This window comes from Aggregatibacter sp. 2125159857 (genome assembly GCF_017798005.1).
Taxonomy (GTDB): Bacteria; Pseudomonadota; Gammaproteobacteria; order Enterobacterales; family Pasteurellaceae; genus Aggregatibacter.
Genome location: NZ_CP072548.1, coordinates 947,173 through 970,819, shown reverse-complemented (window position 1 = coordinate 970,819; position 23,647 = coordinate 947,173). Strand labels below are relative to the sequence as shown.

Sequence of the window (23,647 nt, the reverse complement as noted above, 5' to 3'; positions counted from 1 at the left end):
CGTTAGGAAATGTCCTCGAGATATACACGCTCAATTTCTTGATAATTTTCGCCAAAATGCGCAATCCACCAATTCAACATTTCACTTTCAATGACCGTGGCGGAAATTTCGTATTCACTACCGCAATCTTTCACATTTTGATCAACCGATAATGGCGTTTCTGTCAAAAATCCACCAATCGCTTTATCCACTCTGAACGTTAAGCGAATTTTTCTGCCATAACTAAAACCGAATTTTTGGCTTTCAACATACGCTTTCAAATTAAAATCCGGGCGATCAAATTGCATGGTACTCACAGTAACCTCAAGCAAACGATGCAAAGCAAGATGCAAAATATCGCCATGTTCATATTGCGCGACTAAATAACTACTCGGGCCTTGTTGCACCAAAGCAAGTGGCTTAACTTGTGCTTTGTGCTCTTTGCCGTGAATACTTCGATAATGCACCTGTAAAAATCGATTTTGATAAAGTGCGGTGCTGATTTGAGCAAAAATTTCGGGCTCAATTTTGGCGGGCAATAACGGTTGGCTGGTTGGCGCAATCGCCACTTTGTTTAGCCATTCGGAACCGGATTTTTTATTGGCATCATAGACCAAGTTATATTCGGCCTGCTTAAAAAAGGACTCCATCGAATTGAGAATATTTGCAGGCAAAATGCCTTTTAAATATTGCTTCGCCAACATTAACACCAAGGATTGCTGCTCGTTTAAAATCGGCAAATCCAACCCTTTGGTATTTTCTTTCCAGCGATAACTGTAAGGCTTGCTGAGAGTATTGCACTCAATATCAAACTGTTCAGACAGGCTTTTTAATTGACGTTGAATGCTACGAATATCGCGAGAAAATCCCATATCTTCCAGCTTCTGTTGGATTTCATGCGTGCTGATATAACTGCGTTTTGGAATTAAACGTAAAATTTCTAATTGAAAGTGCATTGTCTTGGATTCTTTTGCCATATTATTTCTCAGCGTTGTTATGTAAAAATCCCCAACATATTGTCGGGGATAAGAATTAAATTGCGTTATCCCAATACAACGATACGTTGCTCAGGACAGTTATTGTAGTGAGGGAAAAAACAACATTCGATGACGAAAAAGCTAAAACGTTCAAAAAATAGATTGTTTTCCCACCGCACTTTTACATCACCACTACATCAAACTGCTCTTGAGTGTAAAACGGTTCGGTTTTTATTTGGACTTGTTTTCCGATAAAGACTTCCAATTCTGCCAGTAAGCCGTGGGATTCTTCGTTAATTAAGTAGTCTGCAACTGCGTGAGAGGCGTAAACCACAAATTGTTCGCTGGCAAATAAATGGTGTACACGAATAATTTCGCGCATGATTTCGTAGCATACGGTTTCGACAGTTTTTACTCGCCCACGACCTTGACAAGCCGGACATTCGCAACAAAGAATATGCTCCAAACTTTCCCGCGTACGTTTACGGGTCATTTCCACCAAACCTAGTTGTGTAAAGCCATTCACATTGGTTTTCACCGGATCGCGCGATAAGGCATCTTGCAAGGATTCCAACACGCGATTACGGTGTTCTTCACTTTGCATATCAATGAAATCAATAATGATGATGCCGCCGAGATTACGCAGTTGAAGTTGTTGCGCGATGGTTTTGGTGGCTTCAATATTGGTGTTGAAAATGGTTTCTTCCAAATTACGATGCCCCACGAATGCACCGGTATTGATGTCGATCGTGGTCATGGCTTCTGTTTGCTCAATGATCAAATAACCACCGGATTTGAGATTCACTCGTCTATCTAAAGCATGATGAATGCCTTTTTCCACACTGTACACATCAAAGAGCGGTTGATTTCCCGTGTATAAAATCAATTTATCCGTGAGATTCGGGATAAATTCTTCGGTGAATTGTTTCACTTCATTGAAACAAAGTCGGGAGTCAATGTGAATGCGATCCAATTTGCCACCGATAAAATCGCGCAGAATACGCTGTGTCAGCGCCAATTCGCCGTAAAGCATAGAACGGGTTGGATATTTCGCTCGACGTTCTAGCACTTTTCGCCACAATCGTTTTAAAAACTCGGCATCTTGTTGCAAATCCAGTTCAGTCGCTCCCTCAGCCGCAGTACGGATAATAAAACCGCCCAATTCATCGCATAAAGGCAAGGTGAGTTCTTTCAAGCGATTACGTTCTTCCTCGCTTTCAATGCGTTGTGACACGCCCACATGGCTATTTTCCGGCATGAATACTAAATAACGGGAAGGCAAGGTAATATCGGTGGTGAGGCGCGCACCTTTCGTGCCAAGCGGATCTTTTACCACTTGCACCACAATATCCTGCCCTTCATGTACCAGTTGGGAAATATCTTTCACCACAAATTGCTTTTGTTCACTTTCTTCCACACATTCGGTGTGCGATACAATATCTGACGCGTGTAAGAAAGCGGCTTTTTCCAGCCCGATGTCCACAAATGCCGATTGCATTCCCGGTAATACACGGGTGACCCGACCTTTATAAATATTTCCCACAATACCGCGTTTGCCTTGACGTTCAATATGCACTTCTTTGAGCAAACCCGTTTCCACTAAGGCAATGCGCGTTTCATTTGGTGTCACATTGACCAATAATTCAACAGAATCCATAAAATATCTTATCCAAAATGTCGTTGTAATTGATTTTGCCGATTAGTCTAACGAAAAGGAAAATAGAATAACAGGGGCAAATAAGGTAAAATGCCCCCCTTTTTTTGAATATAAGAACTATTTTTAGGGTTGATAGGATGTTTGGTTTAGATCCGACAATTGTTACATTTACTATTTATATTTTCGGCATGATTGGCATTGGGGTTGCCGCCTATTATTACACCAAAGATTTATCCGATTACATTTTGGGTGGTCGTCGCTTAGGCAGTTTCGTCACAGCGATGTCTGCCGGTGCCTCGGATATGTCCGGTTGGTTGTTAATGGGGTTGCCGGGCGCCGTGTATTTATCCGGTTTGGTCGAGGGCTGGATTGCCATTGGCTTAACCTTAGGGGCCTATTTAAACTGGCTCTTCGTTGCCGGACGTTTACGGGTTTACACCGAATTTAATCATAATGCTTTAACCCTGCCCGAATATTTCCATCATCGTTTTGGTACGCGCCACAATGCGCTAAAAATCGTTTCTGCCTCTATTATTTTGGTGTTCTTCACTATTTATTGCGCTTCGGGCGTAGTTGCCGGTGCGAAATTATTCCAAAATCTTTTTTCAATCGATTATTCCACCGCACTTTGGTACGGCGCGCTCGCCACCATCGCCTACACCTTTATCGGCGGTTTCCTTGCGGTGAGTTGGACGGATACCATTCAAGCCACGCTAATGATTTTCGCCTTATTGCTTACCCCTGTTTTTGTGGTGATTTCTATCGGCGGCATTGACGACTTACAAAGCATCGTGCAACAAGCGGAAATGAGCGCACAAAAAGAATTTACGGACTTATTCCGTGGCACCACCATGATGGGCTTGTTAAGCCTTGCGGCCTGGGGCTTAGGTTATTTCGGACAACCACACATCCTCGCTCGTTTCATGGCGGCAGACTCTGTGCGTTCTCTCAATAAAGCCCGCAAAATCAGCATGACCTGGATGGTACTTTGCTTAGTGGGTGCCGTTGCCATCGGTTTCTTTGGTATGGCGTATTTCTATACGAATGCCAACACCGCTTCTGCTGCCTTGGTAAACCATGAACCTGAGCAAGTTTTTATTGAATTATCCCGGTTATTATTTAATCCATGGATTGCCGGTATTTTGCTTTCCGCGATTCTCGCTGCAGTGATGAGTACCTTAAGTTGCCAGTTGTTAATTTCTTCCAGTGCCATTACGGAAGACTTTTATAAAGGCTTTATCCGCCCGAACGCCTCAGAAAAAGAATTGGTTTGGTTAGGTCGCGCCATGGTATTGGTAATTGCTGCCGTCGCCATTTGGATTGCTCAAGACCAAAACAGTAAGGTGTTGAAACTCGTGGAATTTGCTTGGGCAGGCTTTGGCAGTGCCTTTGGTCCGGTGGTTTTACTTTCCTTATTTTGGAAACGCATGACCTCCTCAGGCGCCATGGCAGGCATGCTCACCGGTGCAATCACGGTATTTGTTTGGAAAGCGTGCTTACCGCAAGAAAGCGAATGGGCGCAAATCTATGAAATGATTCCGGGCTTTGTATTCGCCGCCATCGCCATTATTATTGTGTCGCTCTTGTCTGCGAAACCCGACGAAGCCATTACCGACACCTTTGAAAAAGCCCAAAAAGCGTATCATGATGCGCTGTAACCCTGATTAACCGAGATAACGACATGATCGATTTTCGCCCTTTTTATCAACAAATTGCTACGACCCATCTTTCCCCTTGGTTAGAAACCTTGCCATTACAAATGAAACAATGGCAACAGCAAACCCACGGGGAATATGCCAAATGGGCAAAAGTCGTGGAATTTCTACCGCACTTGCCGGCTTCCCGTATTGATCTAAAAAGTGCGGTCAAATCTGAGTGTGATTCCGCGCTTTCCGATGGCGAACGCCAGCGCATTATTCACCATTTAAAACAACTCATGCCATGGCGCAAAGGGCCTTATCATTTGCTTGGCATTCATGTGGATTGCGAATGGCGTTCCGATTTCAAATGGGATCGCGTGTTACCACATTTAGCGCCGTTGCAAGATCGCACGATTTTAGATGTGGGTTGCGGCAGTGGGTATCATATGTGGCGTATGGTGGGCGAAGGCGCAAAAATGGTGGTGGGCATCGACCCGACAGAATTGTTCTTATGCCAATTTGAAGCGGTTCGCAAACTGTTAAATGACGATCGTCGCGCCAACTTGATTCCTCTCGGCATTGAGCAAATGCAACCCCTTGCCGCGTTTGATACGGTGTTTTCTATGGGGGTGCTATATCACCGCAAATCGCCCCTAGATCATCTTTCCCAACTGCGTGCGCAACTGGTTAATGGCGGTGAATTGGTGCTCGAAACCTTAGTGGTGGACGGCGATGAAAACACAGTGTTGGTGCCGATGGATCGCTACGCAAAAATGAAAAACGTGTATTTCATTCCATCCGTTGCCGCACTGATTCATTGGTTACAAAAAACCGGCTTTAAAAATGTACGTTGCGTGGATGTCGCCGTCACCTCATTAGAGGAACAGCGCAAAACCGATTGGTTAGAAAATGAATCCTTAATTGATTTTCTCGCTCCAAATGATCACAGCAAAACCATCGAAGGCTATCCTGCTCCGAAAAGAGCGGTCATTTTAGCGAATAAATAAAGGAATAACATTGAGATTCAACGTTGAAAATAGTAAAGTAAGCAACCGTTGATTTTTATAAACTAGCTTAAAAAAGGCGGAAAATTATGGGTAAAAGTGTTGTTGTTCTCGGCGCGCAATGGGGCGATGAAGGAAAAGGAAAAATCGTTGATTTGCTCACCGACCGCGTCAAATATGTGGTTCGTTATCAAGGCGGTCATAATGCAGGTCATACCTTAATCATCAACGGTGAAAAAACCGTTTTACGTTTAATTCCATCAGGCATCCTGCGCGATAACGTCACCTGTTTAATCGGTAATGGCGTTGTACTTTCCCCGTCTGCCCTCATGCAAGAAATGGGCGAATTAGAAAGCCGTGGCGTGAACGTACGTGACCGTTTATTAATCTCCGAAGCCTGCCCATTAATTCTGCCTTACCACGTTGCCATGGACCACGCGCGTGAAGCGGCGCTCGGTAAAAAAGCCATCGGTACCACCGGTCGTGGTATCGGTCCGGCTTATGAAGACAAAGTGGCTCGTCGCGGTTTACGTGTAGGCGATTTATTTAATCGTGAAGCCTTTGCCGAAAAACTCAAAAATATTCTTGATTACTACAACTTCCAATTGGTGAACTACTACAAAGTTGAGCCAGTTGATTATCAAAAGACCTTAGACGACGTGTTTGCTGTTGCCGATATTATCACCGGCATGGTCGCCGACATCACCACCATTTTAGATACCGCCCGTAAAAATGGCGACAACATTTTATTTGAAGGCGCACAAGGCACCATGTTGGATATCGACCACGGTACCTATCCGTATGTGACCAGCTCCAATACCACTGCCGGTGGCGTTGCTACCGGTTCCGGTTTTGGCCCGCGTAACTTGGATTATGTGTTGGGTATCATCAAAGCCTATTGCACCCGCGTGGGTGGCGGCCCGTTCACCACGGAATTATTCGATGAAGTCGGTGCAGAAATTGCCCGTAAAGGGAACGAATTCGGCGCGGTTACCGGTCGTCCACGTCGTTGCGGTTGGTTCGACGCAGTCGCCATTCGTCGCGCGATTCAATTGAACTCCATTTCCGGTTTCTGCATGACGAAATTAGACGTGTTAGACGGTTTCGATGAAGTGAAAATCTGCGTGGGCTACAAAATGCCAAACGGCGATATTGTAGAATACGCACCACTTGCCGCGAAAGACTGGGAAGGTGTTGAGCCGATTTATGAAACTATGCCGGGTTGGAAAGAAAATACCTTCGGTGTCACTGATGTGAATCAATTACCGCAAACCTGCCGTAATTACATCAAACGTATCGAAGAAGTCACCGGCGTACCGGTTTCTATCCTATCAACCGGACCGGATCGTGTACAAACGATGATTTTGCAAGATCCATTTGCTGTGTAAAAACACATAGAAAAACGACCGCACTTTTGAGCCATCAAAGTGCGGTTCTTTTTTGGAGAGTTTTTTATGAATGAGCAGGAACAAAACATCATTACTTATTTGCGTGAACACCCCGATTTTTTCACTACCCACCCCGAATTGCTCGCCAAACTATCTGTGGTTCATCCGCAAAAAGGCACGCTATCTTTAGTAGAAGCACAGTTGGAACAGCAACGCCAACAAATCAAGACCCTTACGGCATTCTTAGAAAAATTCCATCAACTTGCCTATCAAGAGGCGGACATTTTCTACGCGCTCATGCCTCTACAAAAGAAATTGTTTCAAGCGGAAGATTTCCAACGGGGCGAAGAAAAACTGAAACAATGGGCGCAGTCCTATGAACTGGACGGTGCAAAAATATTGCTATTTCGAGATGCGTGGCCAAAAAATGAAACCATTCCCGAACAATATTGGATTGACCGCAAGGCATTTGAACTGATTCGCTTGGAACGCCTCGGTTTGCGCCAATTTTACTTGGGCGATTTAAGCAACAAAGAAAAACACCTGATGTTTCTGCCGGAGGAATTTCCCATTGGCTCCGTGGCAATTTGTCTGCTTGGCGCAAAAACAAGTCATAAACCTACCGCACTTTTATTATTTACCTCCCGAGATACCGCCCGTTTCCATAACGGACAAGATACCACCTTCTTAAAACACATCGTAGATATTGTGGAATTGCATTTAACACGTTGGCTGTGAATCCATTTAGACGAGAAAGTGCGGTGCTTTTTGGCGGCATTTTTCGTTGCGAAAAAGAATCAGACCGCCTTTTCATCTTTCCCACCAACTCCAGTAACAATCCGCACGTAAAACGTGCGGTTTTTAGGCTCCCCTATAAGGGCCTATACTTCACAAGCCCTAAAGAGGCTTGTGAAAATCGGTAATCGTGTTTATTTTCATATCACTATTTTAGTGAATCGTAGCATGCAACTTGTTGCACGAAATCATAAATGCCCGAAAGAGTTAAATAACTTTCCGTGCGTAATTTGGTCGTGCATCAAGATGCACGCTACGTATGAAATCGTGAATTACGCATCGAGGTTAATTATTCGTGCAACAAGTTGCACGCTACGAGGGGTTAAATAATCGTCCTATATGTTGAATTTTGGCTCCATACGCATAGCGTATGGTTTTTATAGCCAGACTTTAGCGGCTATAATAAAAAACGTGACCGCCATCACATTTCAAAAAGATATTTCCCGCCGATAGATTGCTGTCTGTTTACATCATTCGCCCTCCACCCTACAATAGCGCCGCCTTACTCACTTTTGAGTAAATCATTTAAATATCAATCTGAACCTGTTGTGTTGTAACCGGTTCTTCATATAGGAACTCTCATATGTTATGGTTTTTCTTCTGTATTTTGATGCTGCTTTTAGGCTACTTTGTTTATGGCAAAATCATTGAAAAGATTTTTGTCATTAATCCTAAGCGCCAAACGCCGGCCTACCAAGTCAATGACGGCGTGGACTATATGCCCATGTCTAAAACCAAAATTTGGTTAATTCAATTATTAAATATTGCCGGTACCGGTCCGATCTTCGGTCCTATTCTTGGTGCCTTATACGGACCAGTGGCGATGTTGTGGATCGTTATCGGATGTATTTTTGCCGGTGCAGTACATGACTATTTTTGCGGTATGTTAAGTATTCGTCACGGTGGGGCAACCATGCCTTACTTAGCCGGGAAATTCTTAGGTCGTCCGGTAAAAGTCTTTATCAACGCTTTAGCACTTGTTCTTCTTCTATTGGTTGGTGTGGTCTTCGTTGCAAGCCCGGCGCAATTAATGGGAGCAATTACCATGGACATCATGGGTGCTTCCCAAGGTGCATTGCAATTAGGCGATGCCGAAGCCGTTCACAAGGCTGTTGAAGCCGGTGGCTTGACTGTTTGGGGAATGGACAAAGCAACAGTCGTTTCTGTATGGACAGCGATTATTTTTGCTTACTATATTCTTGCAACCTTGTTACCAATTGACAAAATTATCGGCCGTATTTATCCGCTCTTTGGTGCGTTATTGCTCTTTATGTCTGTAGGTATGGTGTACGGTTTAGTGTCTGCGCACTTCAGTGCAACGGATCCAATTGAATTTTTCCGTACAATTAATGCTGACGGTCAGGGTTTAACCTTAGAGAAATTCACACAAAACTTCCAAGTGAAAGGTGATGTACCGATTTGGCCATTATTGTTCTTAACCATTTCTTGTGGTGCATTATCCGGTTTCCACGCAACACAAACCCCATTAATGGCACGTTGTGCAGAAAATGAAAAAGAAGGTCGTTTTATTTTCTATGGTGCGATGATTGCGGAAGGTGTTATTGCATTAGTATGGTGTATGGTGGGTCTGGCATTCTATGAAAACCCACAAGCATTACAAGACGCGATCAGTGCCGGCACACCTTCTAAAGTGGTATATGACAGTTCATTACACTTCTTAGGTTTCGTAGGAGGAATTTCTGCTGTGTTAGGCGTAGTTGTATTACCAATTACTTCCGGTGACACAGCATTCCGTGCAGCCCGTTTGCAATTAGCGGAGATTTTCAAAATTGATCAACGCTCATTGACAAAACGTTTGTTCATTGCTGTGCCATTATTCGTATTAGGTTACTTTGTTTCAACCATTGACTTCAGCTTGTTATGGCGTTACTTCACTTGGGCGAACCAAATGACAGCAATGGTGATGTTATGGACAGCGGCAGCTTATTTATACCGCTATCATAAATTCCACTGGGTGGCGTCTATCCCGGCATGGTTTATTACCACTGTCTGTGCAACCTATTTGTATTACAACGAAATTGGTTTCGACTTAGACTATCAATTGTCCGTTTACCTCGGCTTTGCAACAACAATTGTTTGTGTCGTGTTGTTCTTCGCATTGGTTAAACGCTCCGGCGAAGCTGATCCGGAAGCCTTAGTTAATGCGAAATAAACAAGCGCTTCCGCCAACATCGTATCGTGCAACAAGTTGCACGCGATTCTGACGGAAACCAAATAATCGATAAAAAAATAGCACCATTTTAGGTGCTATTTTTTGTTTAACGAGAATATTAACGAGATAAAAATAACGCTGCCGCGCCACGCACACCGCCGGAATCGCCGTATTTGGCTTTTTTAATCACAGGCACTTTGGCACTACGCATTAAATGTGCCGGCAAAGCTTTTGGCAAGGCATCGTATAAGTAATCGAAATTGGATAATCCCCCGCCGAGCACAACAAGATGTGGATCGAAAGCCGTAATAATATTGCCGATCGAAATTGCCGCAAGCTCAACAAAAACACTAACAAAATCCACCGCACTTTTATCACCGGCATAGAAACGTTGAATGATGTCTTTTGCCGGTAACGCTTCACCTTTTAAATCACGGTAAAGCATTTCAAAACCTCGGCCAGATAAATAGGTATCCAAACAAGCTTTGTTACCGCAACCGCAATCATAAATCGGGGCGTTATCCCAACCCAACAGTTTTAGTGCGTGATAGTTCAGTTGCAAATGCCCTAATTCCCCTGCCATGCCGGTTTGACCCGAGTAAATTTTTCCGTTAATCACAAACCCGCCGCCAAATCCGGTTCCCAAGATTAACCCTAACACGGAAGGATATTGCGCATTTTCAGCATCCCAAGCCTCTGATAAAGCAAAGCAGTTGGCGTCATTTTCAGCACGCACTTCACGATCCAACAACGCCGATAAATCACGCAAAATTGGTTTATTGTCCGCCACGCGAATATTGGTAATTTCCGCAATACCGGTGGATTGATTGACAAACCCCGGAATGCCTAATCCCACCGACCCTTTACAGCCAAATTTTTCATCGGCTTTTTTCACTAAATAAACAATGGTATTTAACCAATCTTCATAACTGCTTTTCGGTGTTTCCACACGTTCGGAATATTGTTTTTCCAACTGAGAATTGAACACTGCCAATTCAATTTTGGTTCCGCCGATATCTAATCCGTACAGCATTTGATGCTCCTTTAAAAATACCTAAAAAAACAACCGCACTTTTTGCTAAAAAATTAGCGCCCCGTTGGCTTAAAGTAATTTTTCTTGGCCAAAAATTGAAAAATCCCTAAATGAATGAGCCAAGCAATCATAATAGAAATCAACAAATCAATCGGGTAATGCATACCAAAACGTAAGCGGCTCACCAGCATTAAAATTGCCCAAAGGCTCATAAAGCCGACCAATAATTTTGCGCGACCGCTTCTGTTACCCATTAATTGCATGAACCCCACCGTCAACATGAGCCAACTGGCGGCAAAAATGGTATGCCCGGAAGGAAAAGAATACCCGACTTCCGCGGCATAATGCCCCTTGATCCATTCCGGCACATTGCGTTGTGTTTGATAGAATTGGTCAACAATTTGCGCTCGTGCTTGACGATCTTGTGCATAAAAAGCGTCGGCGCTGCTACCGGTTTGTTCGGTAACATACGTCACAAAAGGACGCGGTTCGGAAAAGGCATTTTTTAAGCCGGATTTCACACCTTGGGTGATGACCATGGAAAAAGCCATAACAGCAACAGCTAAAATCCATTGTTTACGATTGGAAAATAATGGTAAAAATAGCAACGCAAAAACGCCGCAAGTAATGATGGCGTAAGGCACACTGCCGCTTTCCGTTAACCAATACAAAGGATGTTCGTAGCTCTCGAAGACGATATTGCCATTCCACTGCCAAGCGAACAGCCAGACAAAAAGAGGGACAAGGCAAAGCAATAATGTATATAATGACAATCTTTTTAACATATTTATAACCATAAGTGATAATCGGACTGCCATTTTATCATCAGAACTCACTAAAAGAAAAAGAATCAGGACAAAAGGACAAGTTATGGCAAAAATTGAACTGGTCGCCCAAGCCAATTTACCCACAGAATTCGGTTTATTTAAAATCGTGGGCTTTGAATTTCCGGACACCAAAAAAGAACACGTTGCCCTCGTTTTAGGCGATATTCGCAACACTGACGAGCCTGTATTGGCGCGTATCCATTCTGAATGTTTAACCGGCGATGCCTTGCACAGTTTAAAATGTGATTGCGGTTTCCAATTAGCTGCCGCATTGCGCCAAATTAATCAAGAAGGACGCGGCGTACTAATTTATCATCGTGAAGAAGGACGTGGCATTGGGTTAATTAATAAAATCCGCGCGTATTCCCTGCAAGATCAAGGCATGGACACAATCGAAGCCAATCTTGCTTTGGGGTTTGCCGCCGATGAACGAAATTTCAGTGTGTGTGCCGATATTTTTGATTTGCTTGGGGTGAAAAAAATTCGCTTGCTGACCAATAATCCGGAAAAAATCGACACCATGAAACAAGCCGGTATTAATGTCGTGGAACGCGTACCGCTAAACGTAGGTGAAAATCGCTACAACACGGCATATCTGGACACCAAAGCCAAAAAAATGGGGCATTTTATTGTGCATAATGGCGAACAACATTTAATGGAATGCCCCTATTGCCAAGAAGAAGTTCCACAAAAATAACAGAAAAAATGACCGCACTTCTCTGATAGATCAGATAAAAAATAGCTCGTTTCTCCCGAGCTATTTTTTTGACATAAGACAATGCGCGTTTATTTTATGCATTGATTAACTTCGTTCTAAAAAATCTATGAAAAATCTTTGTATTCCCACAATGACTCACGTTTCCTAACGCGAGCCCAGAACATCAATTTCATTTGATTCAGATTTTCACTATTTTCATTAATGAATTTAGGTTATTTATTTTGGGTTAAAAGCACGCGTCAGGAGACTCGCGCTATCTGAGACTGAGCATCAAAAGAATTTAAACCTCATCTATAAAAGGAAAAAAATATTTAAATTTCTTCAATAAATAATTATTGAATTTAAGGTAATGAATGGCTTTATCCATTTCAACTGGCGCATCTAAAATATTTCTATTTCTAATATACGCAATACCATAAATAGAGTATTCCTCTTCAAGAGAAAAATAATTCCTCAATGAAAAACCTATCACTTCTGATATCTTAAATAAGGGGCCATCAAAATCAGCAATATCATAAATATACATAGGTATGTCATCTGTATTAGAGGTTTCAATTACCCTCAAAAGCCATAATTTAAACTCTTTTAAATCTATGGCTTGACAATAAATACAACCTAATACGAAACTAAGATCTTGATCATTATCTTTATATATTTTCCACATATTATTTTCCTTTTTGGATATAATCTCCCCCATATGCCCCGTCGTTAAATGCTACCCCACGATGGCGCGCGTCTCCTATCCGGTAAGCAACTATTTCACACTTGATCGCATTGATGAAGACCAAGCTCAAGATTATGCCAAACGTAAAGGTTGGGATGAGAGAGAGATGATGAAGTGGTTGGGGGTGGCGATGAAGTGATACTAACTAGCAGAAATAAAATCATAATATTGAATAAATACTCAGATATCAAAGTCATTCACGTAGTATTGCTATTTGCCTAAAAGATAAAGAGCAAGTTTCAAATATTAAAACAGCCATATTTTCAGGCTGACCACATAGAATCCACAGCTATAGAAGACGGTTCAGGACATAATGATAAAATATATCAATTAAACAAGGTAATAAAAATGGCAGTATACACCTGCCATTTTCTATTGATTCTAGATATTTAAAATGTATGCATTAAGGCAAAATTACTTAATTTTTTTTACTAAAGCATTTATAGCATCTGATACCTTAATTAGCTGTTCTTCTTTAACCTGAACACGCTTACCATTTAGTGAGAGAGAGCCTGGTTTCATCATAAAAAATGGACAGCCTCTAGCGAAAGCAACAACTCCAGCTGTTTGAAAATCTCTAACACTAATGATTCCATCATTTATGTTAGTAAATGTGAAGTTATTAAGGTATTGAGCAATAGCATTTTGTAAGTCTGATTCAATTCCATTTAAAACTGCTTGGTATGCAGAAGCATCTCCCATGTATTGGGTAATTCTATTTCTTATCACTAATCCAATTTTTGGTAACATTCTCTTAGCAGCAATCATTTGACTAGAAAATGTATATTTTTTGTATATTGGTGACGGAAGTCTAATACCATAAATTAAGGATAAAGCGTTTTGCAAGGCTCTTCTAGAAGAGTCATCAGCCATCAAAGGAACTATTACCTCATCAGAAGAAGCTAAAGCAATTTGAGTATGCATTGCAAAACTAGGATTTGTATCAATAAATACATAATCGAACTGGTCTTCAACCAATGCCAGAAGATCATTTAACCAATCTATTACAGCTAACCAGGAGTTAACTCCTGGTAATTGAACATTAGCTAGAGTATTCATAGCAATAGCTTGCAATTCAATTAACGGATCTCCTGGAATTAAACTTATATTTTCCGGAATATTTCCATTATGTTGATAAGGATGAAGAATATAGTGTTGAGCATTAAAAGCAAGCACGTTATATGGAGATGACATTCTCAAATCAAAATACCCACCTATACTTTTTCTAGGGATTAATCCATGGGCTGCTAATAAGTTCTTATTTCCCTGATTTTCCTGCCCACCAAGTAATAACTCTGATAAATTAGCTTGCGGACATAAATCTACTACTAATATTTTCTTATCTTGATGAGTGTTTGCAAAAGAACAAATTGTTTGAAAGGCTAAACTTGTCTTTCCTGTACCACCTTTGTTATTCCAAAAAGAGAATTTTTTCATTCTTTACTCCTATGATTAATTTAAATTAACCACACTATAAAGTAAAAAATATACATTGTAAAGTTTTTTTTTGACATTTAATTGTTTTTTTATTACACCATAAAATAGGACAAGTATCCTCGCTTGTGCCAATCAACTGAAAGTGCGGTCACAAAATCCAACGGATTTTGAATATAGGTTCTACCGACGGTTATGAGTAAAATTCACAATGTTTTATTAAACAGCACCAGCGTGGACGCTGGCGCTATCTTTCTTTATTAGCATAATCTGTTGGTGCACGCTTCCTAGCGTGTGCCTAATTCCAACCAAAACACTTCAAAAACTCACCGCTCTTTATTTACTTTCTACGGCACGCATTAGGAAACGCGCGCCAGCATAAACTAGAACAACTCATCGGCATGAAGCTCACCGAAACTACACCATGTACCGGCCGCTTCCGTCTGCGGTTGCTACTTCACCCACCCGGCAAGCAACTATTTCACTTTAGGTCGCATTGATGAAGACCAAGCTCAAGATTACGCCAAACGTAAAGGTTGGGATGAGAGAGAGATGATGAAATGGTTGGGTGTGGCGATGAAGTAAAACTAGATAATGAAAATAAAACCTGATAACATTAACCTCGTGGGTGTGAATAGAATTTTTGCTTTGTTTCGAAGTAACTATTAACAAAGTCCGGTGGATTTTGTATATTTAACTGCATAATTATCATGATATTAGTAGCTTAATATATAAGTCACTAATGAGTTTTCACACCCACTCTTATATTCCAATATTGTATGAATCTACAAAAACTAAGAAACTGCCAATCCATAGAAGATCTAATATCTTCATTCTCGATAAAAACAACACCCAGAAAATTTGCTTACGTTGTCTATAAAATTCCTGACAACCAAAAATATATTGAATTTGAAATAAAAAAAGCTAATGGTTCATTAAGAAAAATAGCCGCCCCCAACTCAACCTTAAAATATTTACAGAAATTATTTGCAGATATAATTCTAAACTGTGTATTAGAGATTCAACAGAAGGATAAAAATTTTCTAGTTACTAATCATGGATTTGAAAAACATAAATCAATAATATCAAATGCTAGAATTCATCAAGGGAAAAAATATCTACTAAATCTCGATATAAAAGACTTCTTTGAAAGTATTCATTTTGGTCGTATAAAGGGATTCTTGTCTAATGATCAACACTTTTTATTACATAATAAAACAGCTGAGATTATAGCAACTCTAGCAACATATGGTGAAAGAAAAACATTACCTCAAGGATCTCCATTATCACCTATATTATCGGTATTAATAGGGAGCATATTAGATGCAAATTTGATGAAAATAGCAAACAAATATAATCTGTCATATACAAGATATGCTGATGATATCACTTTCTCTTCTAATAAAGACTTTTCTAAATTCCTATTAAGAAAAGATCAGAATGGAAATTGGCAACTAAAAGGAAAATTCGAAAAATACATAAATAAAGTTGGATTTCATATAAACAAAGAAAAAACAAGATATACTAATATAAATAATAAACAAATTGTGACAGGTTTAATAGTTAATAAATTTACTAACACAGATCAAAGATATAGAAAACAATCTAGAGCAATGGTTCATAAACTTTTCCAAACTGGAACGTTTACTCCTGACTCAAAAAATGATGGCAGACTATACAATGAGGATTATCTAATTGGAAGAATATATCATTCAATATCAGTTAAATATAGAGAAATTGTAATAAACCCAAATTTACTCACTAATGATATAAATATAATAAACAAAGAAATAAATAAAAAAATATCTAACCTTATAAGATATGATAAAGTTTGTGCTCCTGATTACAAACCTAATTATACAGCTAATGATATTCTTAATAAATTAACTCCTCCATTTACAGACGGACTAATTGAGTCACTTTCGAAATCACTAGTCAAACGAAATATGCCTATCGACTCTGATAATCAGATAAAACTCCTCAGAGATATATTATTTTTTAAATATTTTGTTAACATTAACTCACCAGTCATAATCCCTGAAGGTCATACTGATTCAAAATATCTAAAAATAGCAATGAAAATGCTAAACATAAATATTGACTTGAAGTTTTACAATATAAATCCATCATTAGATAAACTAGGGCTAAATGGAGGTACCGCAAAGATAAACAGCTTTATACAAAACTGTTACTCCGATAATAACTTTGTATCATTCAATAAGTTGAAAATCAAAAGCAAGCATCCAATAATTTTTATATTAGATTATGATGAGGGATTAAAATCTTGTGATGAAATATTAAAATATTTTAAAGATGGAAGTAACTACGCAAGAATAAAAGAAAATATTTTTGTTATATTACTAAACAAATATAAGATTTTGGAAGATAAAAAGAAAAAGGATTTCAATATAAAAGATCATCAAGTTTGTATAGAAAACTTAATTTCTCACAATTCCCAGAGAATTAATGTAGACAAAGATAATCACGATAAGGTATCTTTTAATAATGAACTAATTTCTAAATCAAAATTTTCTGAACTTGTAGAAAATAATACACATTTATTTCAATTTTTAAATTTCTCTACTATATTTGATACTATAAAAAAAATTATTCATGAATATTAAATATATAATAAATAGACTTTCTTCTATGGCACAAGCTTCAAGGCTTGTGCTTAACTTTATTTAATTATTATAAATCTAATTGTACAGTAGAGATTATCGATTGACTATAATATTTCCCTCCGCGATGGTGCACGCTTCCCAGTGTGTGCCTAATTTCACTAAAAAAACACTCCAAAAACTCACCGCACTTTATTTACTTTCTTTAGCACGCGTTAGGAAACGTGCGCCAGTATAAGTTCATTACTAAAAAATGCGGTCATTTCCTCAAACGTTTTTCATTTCAAAAAACACTTGGAAAAATGACCGCACTTTAATCCCAAAATCAACGCTATTTAACCACAATAAATTCCGGTGTAGCTTGTCGTTCGATGAGTTTACCGACAGGATATAGCTCAACACCGGCGTTTTCGGCGACAGTAAAAACCGCTTTTTCCGAATCCGGTTTGACGGCGATAAGCAAACCACCGGAAGTTTGCGGGTCGCATAGCACGGCTTTTTGTAAATCCGTAATTGGTGCGATTTTGTGTCCGTAGCTGTCGAAATTACGGTTTGTACCGCCCGGAATACAACCTTGCGCAATATAATCATATACACCGTCTAAGGTTTTGATATTGGCAAAATCCACTTCGGCATTAAGGTTAGAGCCTTCGCAGATTTCGGCTAAATGCCCTAACAAACCGAAACCGGTAACATCCGTCATGGCGGTGACGCCGTCAATATTTGAAAGCTGACTTCCCAGCAAATTCATTTGGCACATCCACTTGGTCGCCAAGCCTTTATGTTCGGATTTTAATTTGCCTTGCTTTTCCGCGGTGGTTAATACACCAATGCCCAGTGGCTTGGTTAAATATAAGTGGCAGCCTGCTTGTGCGGTGGCATTTCGTTTCACTTTCTCGGTGTCGATAATGCCGGTCACGGCTAAGCCAAAAATCGGTTCCGGTGAGTCAATGGAGTGTCCACCGGCAAGGGCAATGCCCGCTTCCTGACAAGCAAAACGGCCGCCGTCAATAATGCGCTGTGCCACGCTTGCAGGCAACTTGTTAATCGGGAAGCCAAACACCGCAATCGCCATAATCGGCTTGCCACCCATGGCAAAAATGTCGCTCACGGCGTTGGTTGCCGCAATGCGTCCAAAATCAAAAGGGTCATCTACAATCGGCATGAAAAAGTCCGTGGTACTGATAATCGACGTACCATTGCCTAAATCATACACCGCCGCGTCATCCTTGGTGTCATTGCCGACAAGGAGATTCGGGTCAATAAACGGTGCCATTTCGGTATGCAAAATTTCCTCTAAAACCTTAGGCGATATTTTGCAGCCTCAACCGGCGCCGTGGCTGTATTGCGTCAGCCGAATGTCGTTTGTTATGAGACATTCATTCTGTTCCGCGTGCAAAGCCTGCTCTGTCATGCTTACTTCCTTTTTGTTAAACGAATGGCGTAATTATAGCGTGATTGGGTTTAGGATTCATTAATGGAAATGCCTTTTTCAAGACAAAAAGCAGGTGATATCGATAGTGTCAAGATGTATAAATGAATGTTGAAGATGAGAGAAAAAGGGTGGTGAACTAAGCAGAATTGGTCTTAACAGCAAGCGGTTCGCTGCGTCGCGTCCTTGCGGGTTTCTACCTAGTCCACCATTGATGGATGATGGTTTGTAGTTTGCGACATACTGATACTAAAAGTGTTCTATACCTTCAGCCCGCTTATTTCAGGAGACCAATCCTGACTTTCAAACATCTTATCTTGAAAGTGGTTACATAATAAAATCGTTTTAGCAGATTGTCAATTAGCGCATAACCTGATATTTCACGCATTTTTTTCATTTTTGTTTCCCGCGTAAAGGCAATAAACACTTTCATTACATAGCCTTAGCTGGTGTTACCAGATGAAATGGTATGACTTTTATGAAAAAAACGCATAGAATAGCGCGTCCAATTGCACCACTACCAAAATCTTGTTAAAGTGCGGTGCAAAATTTTCACAAAATTAGGAATCACACATGAGTCAAGAATACTTAGATTTTGAATTACCCATTGCCGAACTTGAAGCGAAAATCGAATCTTTGCGTGCAATGACAACACAGGATAATGAAATTAATCTTGATGATGAAATTGCCCGTTTGCAGAAAAAAAGCATCGAATTAACCGAAAAAACCTTTGCAAATTTAGATGCGTGGCAAGTATCAAAAATGTCTCGTCACCCGAATCGTCCTTATACTCTTGACTACATCGAACATATTTTCACCGAATTTGAAGAACTTGCCGGTGATCGTGCTTTTGCCGATGACAAGGCCATTGTTGGCGGATTAGCACGTTTAGACGGCAGACCGGTGATGGTAATTGGCCATCAAAAAGGGCGTACCGTGAAAGATAAAGTAAAACGCAACTTTGGTATGCCGGCACCGGAAGGCTACCGCAAAGCTTTACGCCTCATGCAAATGGCAGAGCGTTTCAAATTGCCTATCATCACCTTCATTGACACTCCGGGTGCTTATCCGGGCGTAGGCGCGGAAGAACGCGGTCAATCAGAAGCTATCGCACGCAATTTACGCGAAATGTCCACCCTCAAAGTGCCGGTGATTTGTACTGTTATCGGTGAGGGCGGTTCCGGCGGTGCGTTAGCGATCGGCGTAGGCGATAAAGTCAACATGTTGCAATACTCCACCTACTCTGTGATTTCGCCGGAAGGCTGCGCTTCCATTTTGTGGAAAAGCGCTGACAAAGCTTCCACCGCGGCAGAAGTCATGGGATTAACTGCCAGCCGTTTAAAAGAACTCGGCTTAATTGATAATATCGTGCCGGAACCGTTGGGCGGTGCACACCGCAATTACGATGAAATGGCGCAAAACTTGAAAAAACGCCTGCTCGCCGATTTAGACGACCTTGACGTCTTTGACACAGAAAAGCTGCTAGAACGTCGTTATCAACGTTTAATGAGTTACGGCTACGTATAAAAAAGTCTCATTTTAATCCCTCCCGAAAACGGGAGGGAATGTCCTCTACCCGTGCCATTCGCCTATGCTCCTCGACTGTTTTTCACAGCAACTCCGCCAAATTGCGCCAAACCAAACTCACTTTCTTATCGGGTTTAGCGGTGGTTTGGATTCCACCGCGCTGCTCGCTTTATTTGCAAAACTTCGTGAAAAACAACCGCACTTTCAGCTGCGCGCCATTCATATTCATCATGGATTAAGCCCCTATGCCGATGCTTGGTCAGCCCATTGTCAACAAATGTGTCGTCAATTCCATATTCCATTGCAAATTCAACATGTGAACGTCAGCACAGAAAATGGCATTGAGGCAGGTGCCCGCCAAGCCCGTTATGAAGCCATTGCACAGCAAATTTTACCTACCGAATGGCTCGTCACGGCACATCATCAACAAGACCAAACGGAAACATTTTTCCTTGCCCTAAAACGCGGCAGTGGCGTGCAAGGCTTAGGCGCTATGCCGTCGAAAAGCAATGTTTACAGCGTACCTATTTTTCGTCCCTTATTGAATTTTAGCCGCCAACAATTACAGGAGTTTGTACAACAGGAAAGGCTGAGTTGGGTTGAGGATGAAAGTAATGAGGATAATCAATACGATCGCAATTTCCTGCGTAACATCGTGTTGCCTGAATTGCGCCAACGCTGGGCGCATTTTGATTCGGCAGTGCAACGTTCAGCACAACATTGTTATGAACAACAGCAACTGCTTAATGAGCTGTTAGCGGAAGAATATCAAAAAAACATCGTCAAAAATGACCGCACTTTTCAGCTACAACATTTCGCCAGCTATTCCTCTGTGAAACAACGCGCCTTGTTACGCTTATGGTTGCAAGATTGGGGCGTTGCCCTGCCCTCTCTCGTGCAATTAGAGCAAATCATATCGGATGTTATTTTCGCGAAAGTCGATGCGCAACCGCAATTTCGCCTAGACGATAACATTGTCCGCCGCTATCAAAACCGTTTATTTCTCACGCCGAGATTTAACGATATTTCACAGGAATATATTAAGGCAACATTTAAACACCCTATTTCCTTGCCGGATCATTTAGGCACTTTGTTACTGAAAAAAACACGCGAAAAAATGACCGCACTTTGGCAAGACGAAAACGGGCAAACACATCAAGAAACGTTAAATTTACCCTTAGAGGGAACGAAAGTTTGGATTCGATTTCGTTATTCGGGCAAAGTGAAATTAACCCAAAACGGCGTGAATAAAGACATTAAAAAAGTGTGGCAACAGTTGAATGTCGCCCCTTGGCAACGACAGCGCATTCCGCTGATCTTCTACGATGATAAGCTACAAAGTGCGGTCGGTTTTTTCACTGTTTTTCAAAATTAAGGCAAACAAAAAGGCGCATAAAATGCGCCTTTGTTGTCTTTATTGGCTGAATTAAATCGCCCAACCGCAAGCGTAGAAAGCCACTAAAACAACAGCAATCACAACGGTGCCGATATTTAAGCGTTTGAAGTCGCCACTCACCACACGGCCAATCACCAATGCGGCAAAGCCCAACATGATGCCGGTCACGATATTCGCCGTTAACACGATAAACACCGCACAAATCAAGCCGCTCATAGCGCCAACGAAATCATCAAAATCCAATTTGCTGACGTTGCTTAGCATCAATAATCCCACGTACATTAACGCCGGTGCTGTCGCATAGTTTGGCACCAAAAACGCTAATGGTTGGAAGAACAACATCAACAGGAACAATACGCCAACAACGATCGCGGTGATACCGGTTTTACCGCCGGCGGCAGTCCCTGCTGCGGATTCGATATACACGGCTGCCGGTGCCGTGCCGAAAATCCCGGAGAATAAGCTACTTACGGAGTCGGACGTTAAGGCTTTGCCGCCGTTAATGATTTGACCGTCTTTGTCCAATAAATCCGCTTGCCCTGCCACGGCACGGATGGTGCCTGTGGCATCAAATACTGCGGTCATCACTAAAGCAAATACCACCGGTAAAATGGCCGGTTGCAATGCGCCCATAATGTCTAATTGCAAGAATAAAGAGTCTTCACCGAAACTTGGCATTTTGAAGACTTGACCGTTAAAGGTCACATTGGGATCGAAAATTAAGCCGACCACGGTAATGGCGATAATCACCCATAAAATGCCGCCTTTCACTTGCATTTTTTCTAAGCCGATAATTAACGCCAAACCAATTAATGACATCATCACCGGAAACGCAGTGAACTCGCCCAATTTTACCGGCAAACCGGCTTGGTTACTCACCACAAGACCTACTCCGTTTGCGGCAATTAAAAGCAGGAATAAACCGATACCAATCCCCGCACCGTGTGCGATACCCACCGGTAAATTACGCAAAATCCATGCGCGAATACCTGTGGCAGAAATGAGCGTGAAGAAAATCCCCATTAAAAAGACCGCACCTAAGGCTACCGGAATACTCACTTTTTGTCCGATAACCAAGCTAAATGCCGTAAATGCCGTTAAAGAAATAGCACAACCGATTGCCATTGGCGCATTCGCCCAAAAGCCAATTAAAATCGAGCCTAAACCTGCCACTAAACAGGTAGCAATAAAGACCGATTCCGCAGGAAAACCCGCCGCACTTAACATGTTCGGCACCACGATAACGGAATACACCATAGCAAGGAAAGTGGTTAAACCGGCAACAATTTCTTTGCGTACGGTGGAACCGCGTTTAGTCAACTCAAAGCGTTGTTCTAAAGCGGAAGATTGAGAAGATGACATGAAATTACCTTTTAATTTGTCGTTGAAAAAAGAGGGCGGTATTTTACCGCAACGCCAAAAGAAGTAAACGTTTGCGCAAGAAATAAAAAAGAGACAGCGAATATGCTTCTCGCCTTCTCTCTATTTGAATAAAAAATTAGAATCGTAGCGTGCAACTTGTTGCACGAAATCATGAATGCCAGAAAAGGTTAAATAACGTTCCGTGCGTGGTTTGGTCGTGCATCAAGATGCACGCTACGCACGAAATCGTGAATTACGCATCGAGGTCAATCATTCGTGCAACAAGTTGCACGCTACGTGCGAAATCGTGAATTACGCATCGAGGTTAATCAATCGTGCAACAAGTTGCACGCTACACGCGAAATCGCGAATACCCGAAAGGGTTCAATAACATTCCGCGCGCGGCTTGGTCGTGCATCAAGATGCACGTTACGTACGAAATCGTGAATTACACATCGAGGTTTATCATTCGTGCAACAAGTTGCACGCTACGTACTGATAATTAGCTGATAAAACGATCGGTTTCGACCGGAGGAATCGTTTGTGATGCGGCTTCTTTCGGATTTGCACCAAAACGGTTTGTTCCCGGTTGGCTGTCTAAACAAATGAACACAAACAACACAATAACACCGATAAGAGGAATTAATGAAATTAAAATCCACCATCCGCTTCGATCCGTATCATGTAAACGGCGAACGACAACTGCGATACTCGGGATCAGAATCAGCAATGAATACAGCCCGCTAAAAAGCCCGGCTTCATATTCCACGCTATACGTTCCTAGCAAGATATCCAACAGCGTCAATACAATGCTGATTAGTGCACTGATTAAAAAGAACATCCAATACTCTTTTCGTCTTGCTCGTCCTGAAAACGTGGCGTAGTTTTTAAGTACATGCAAATACCAATTCATAGTTTCCTCCCAAGAATAAATAAGCGGTTAATCCATCTCATGTTTTG

18 protein-coding genes and 2 pseudogenes are annotated in these 23,647 nt (G+C 41.4%); 11 read left to right on the top strand and 9 right to left on the bottom strand.

Annotation, left to right across the window (positions count from 1 at the left end; translation table 11 throughout):
• Positions 1-2: 2 nt before the first annotated feature.
• Together J5X96_RS04860 and rng are read right to left on the bottom strand one after the other, a co-directional pair.
• Positions 3-956 (bottom strand): YafY family protein, encoded by a 954-nt coding sequence (locus J5X96_RS04860; RefSeq protein ID WP_209364651.1) that lies wholly within the window; start codon positions 954-956, stop codon positions 3-5.
• 181 nt (positions 957-1,137) lie between these two features.
• Complete coding sequence (rng, locus tag J5X96_RS04855) at positions 1,138-2,613, bottom strand: ribonuclease G (RefSeq protein ID WP_209364646.1); 1,476 nt, start codon at positions 2,611-2,613, stop codon at positions 1,138-1,140.
• Positions 2,614-2,750: 137 nt separating this feature from the next.
• Between rng and putP the strand changes: the two genes are divergently transcribed.
• From putP to J5X96_RS04830, 5 genes are all read left to right on the top strand, one after another.
• Positions 2,751-4,271 (top strand): sodium/proline symporter PutP, encoded by a 1,521-nt coding sequence (putP, locus tag J5X96_RS04850; protein ID WP_209364643.1) that lies wholly within the window; start codon positions 2,751-2,753, stop codon positions 4,269-4,271.
• A gap of 23 nt (positions 4,272-4,294) precedes the next feature.
• Entirely contained in the window at positions 4,295-5,260 is a 966-nt protein-coding gene (gene cmoB, locus J5X96_RS04845; RefSeq protein WP_209364639.1) for a tRNA 5-methoxyuridine(34)/uridine 5-oxyacetic acid(34) synthase CmoB, read from the top strand.
• Positions 5,261-5,346: 86 nt separating this feature from the next.
• A complete protein-coding gene (gene purA / locus J5X96_RS04840; RefSeq protein ID WP_209364636.1) occupies positions 5,347-6,645 on the top strand; it encodes an adenylosuccinate synthase in 1,299 nt (432 codons plus the stop codon).
• 66 nt (positions 6,646-6,711) lie between these two features.
• Entirely contained in the window at positions 6,712-7,383 is a 672-nt protein-coding gene (locus J5X96_RS04835; RefSeq protein ID WP_209364634.1) for a DUF484 domain-containing protein, read from the top strand.
• 640 nt (positions 7,384-8,023) lie between these two features.
• Positions 8,024-9,613: a carbon starvation protein A gene (locus tag J5X96_RS04830; protein WP_209364632.1), complete on the top strand. Its 1,590-nt coding sequence runs from the start codon at positions 8,024-8,026 to the stop codon at positions 9,611-9,613.
• Between the two features lie 118 nt (positions 9,614-9,731).
• On the opposite strand, the gene nagK is transcribed toward J5X96_RS04830, so the two are convergent.
• Positions 9,732-10,646 (bottom strand): N-acetylglucosamine kinase, encoded by a 915-nt coding sequence (gene nagK, locus J5X96_RS04825; RefSeq protein ID WP_209364630.1) that lies wholly within the window; start codon positions 10,644-10,646, stop codon positions 9,732-9,734.
• 53 nt (positions 10,647-10,699) lie between these two features.
• Positions 10,700-11,443: a phosphatase PAP2 family protein gene (locus J5X96_RS04820; RefSeq protein WP_209364771.1), complete on the bottom strand. Its 744-nt coding sequence runs from the start codon at positions 11,441-11,443 to the stop codon at positions 10,700-10,702.
• 73 nt (positions 11,444-11,516) lie between these two features.
• Here J5X96_RS04820 and ribA point away from each other — a divergent pair, with 73 nt between their 5' ends.
• A complete protein-coding gene (gene ribA / locus J5X96_RS04815; RefSeq protein ID WP_021615603.1) occupies positions 11,517-12,170 on the top strand; it encodes a GTP cyclohydrolase II in 654 nt (217 codons plus the stop codon).
• A 301-nt stretch (positions 12,171-12,471) separates the two neighbouring features.
• Here the strand turns inward: ribA and J5X96_RS04810 are convergent, their stop codons facing one another.
• Positions 12,472-12,855, bottom strand: coding sequence for a hypothetical protein (locus J5X96_RS04810; protein ID WP_209364628.1), 384 nt, complete (start codon positions 12,853-12,855; stop codon positions 12,472-12,474).
• Between the two features lie 73 nt (positions 12,856-12,928).
• Between J5X96_RS04810 and J5X96_RS04805 the strand changes: the two are divergent.
• A pseudogene (locus tag J5X96_RS04805) lies at positions 12,929-13,054 on the top strand (meth protein); the annotation flags it as partial.
• Positions 13,055-13,329: 275 nt separating this feature from the next.
• On the opposite strand, the gene J5X96_RS04800 reads toward J5X96_RS04805, so the two are convergent.
• Positions 13,330-14,352 (bottom strand): ParA family protein, encoded by a 1,023-nt coding sequence (locus J5X96_RS04800; protein WP_209364625.1) that lies wholly within the window; start codon positions 14,350-14,352, stop codon positions 13,330-13,332.
• 377 nt (positions 14,353-14,729) lie between these two features.
• Between J5X96_RS04800 and J5X96_RS09835 the strand changes: the two are divergent.
• Positions 14,730-14,934: pseudogene (locus J5X96_RS09835) on the top strand (vitamin B12 dependent-methionine synthase activation domain-containing protein); the annotation flags it as partial.
• A 194-nt stretch (positions 14,935-15,128) separates the two neighbouring features.
• The gene (locus tag J5X96_RS04790) at positions 15,129-16,973 is read left to right on the top strand and encodes a reverse transcriptase domain-containing protein (RefSeq protein WP_209364624.1); all 1,845 of its coding nucleotides are present in this window, start codon (positions 15,129-15,131) and stop codon (positions 16,971-16,973) included.
• Between the two features lie 328 nt (positions 16,974-17,301).
• Here the strand turns inward: J5X96_RS04790 and selD are convergent, their stop codons facing one another.
• Positions 17,302-18,342 (bottom strand): selenide, water dikinase SelD, encoded by a 1,041-nt coding sequence (selD, locus tag J5X96_RS04785; RefSeq protein ID WP_209364770.1) that lies wholly within the window; start codon positions 18,340-18,342, stop codon positions 17,302-17,304.
• 633 nt (positions 18,343-18,975) lie between these two features.
• Here selD and accA point away from each other — a divergent pair.
• Together accA and tilS are read left to right on the top strand one after the other, a co-directional pair.
• Complete coding sequence (gene accA / locus J5X96_RS04780) at positions 18,976-19,929, top strand: acetyl-CoA carboxylase carboxyl transferase subunit alpha (RefSeq protein WP_021615598.1); 954 nt, start codon at positions 18,976-18,978, stop codon at positions 19,927-19,929.
• Between the two features lie 64 nt (positions 19,930-19,993).
• Positions 19,994-21,304 carry a tRNA lysidine(34) synthetase TilS gene (gene tilS / locus J5X96_RS04775; protein WP_209364623.1) on the top strand — a complete coding sequence of 437 codons (1,311 nt, stop codon included), beginning with the start codon at positions 19,994-19,996 and terminating at the stop codon, positions 21,302-21,304.
• A gap of 51 nt (positions 21,305-21,355) precedes the next feature.
• Here tilS and J5X96_RS04770 read toward each other — a convergent pair whose 3' ends face one another.
• Both J5X96_RS04770 and J5X96_RS04765 read right to left on the bottom strand, forming a co-directional pair.
• Positions 21,356-22,687: an NCS2 family permease gene (locus J5X96_RS04770; RefSeq protein WP_209364622.1), complete on the bottom strand. Its 1,332-nt coding sequence runs from the start codon at positions 22,685-22,687 to the stop codon at positions 21,356-21,358.
• 502 nt (positions 22,688-23,189) lie between these two features.
• The gene (locus tag J5X96_RS04765; RefSeq protein ID WP_209364621.1) at positions 23,190-23,600 is read right to left on the bottom strand and encodes a DUF805 domain-containing protein; all 411 of its coding nucleotides are present in this window, start codon (positions 23,598-23,600) and stop codon (positions 23,190-23,192) included.
• Positions 23,601-23,647: the final 47 nt, after the last annotated feature.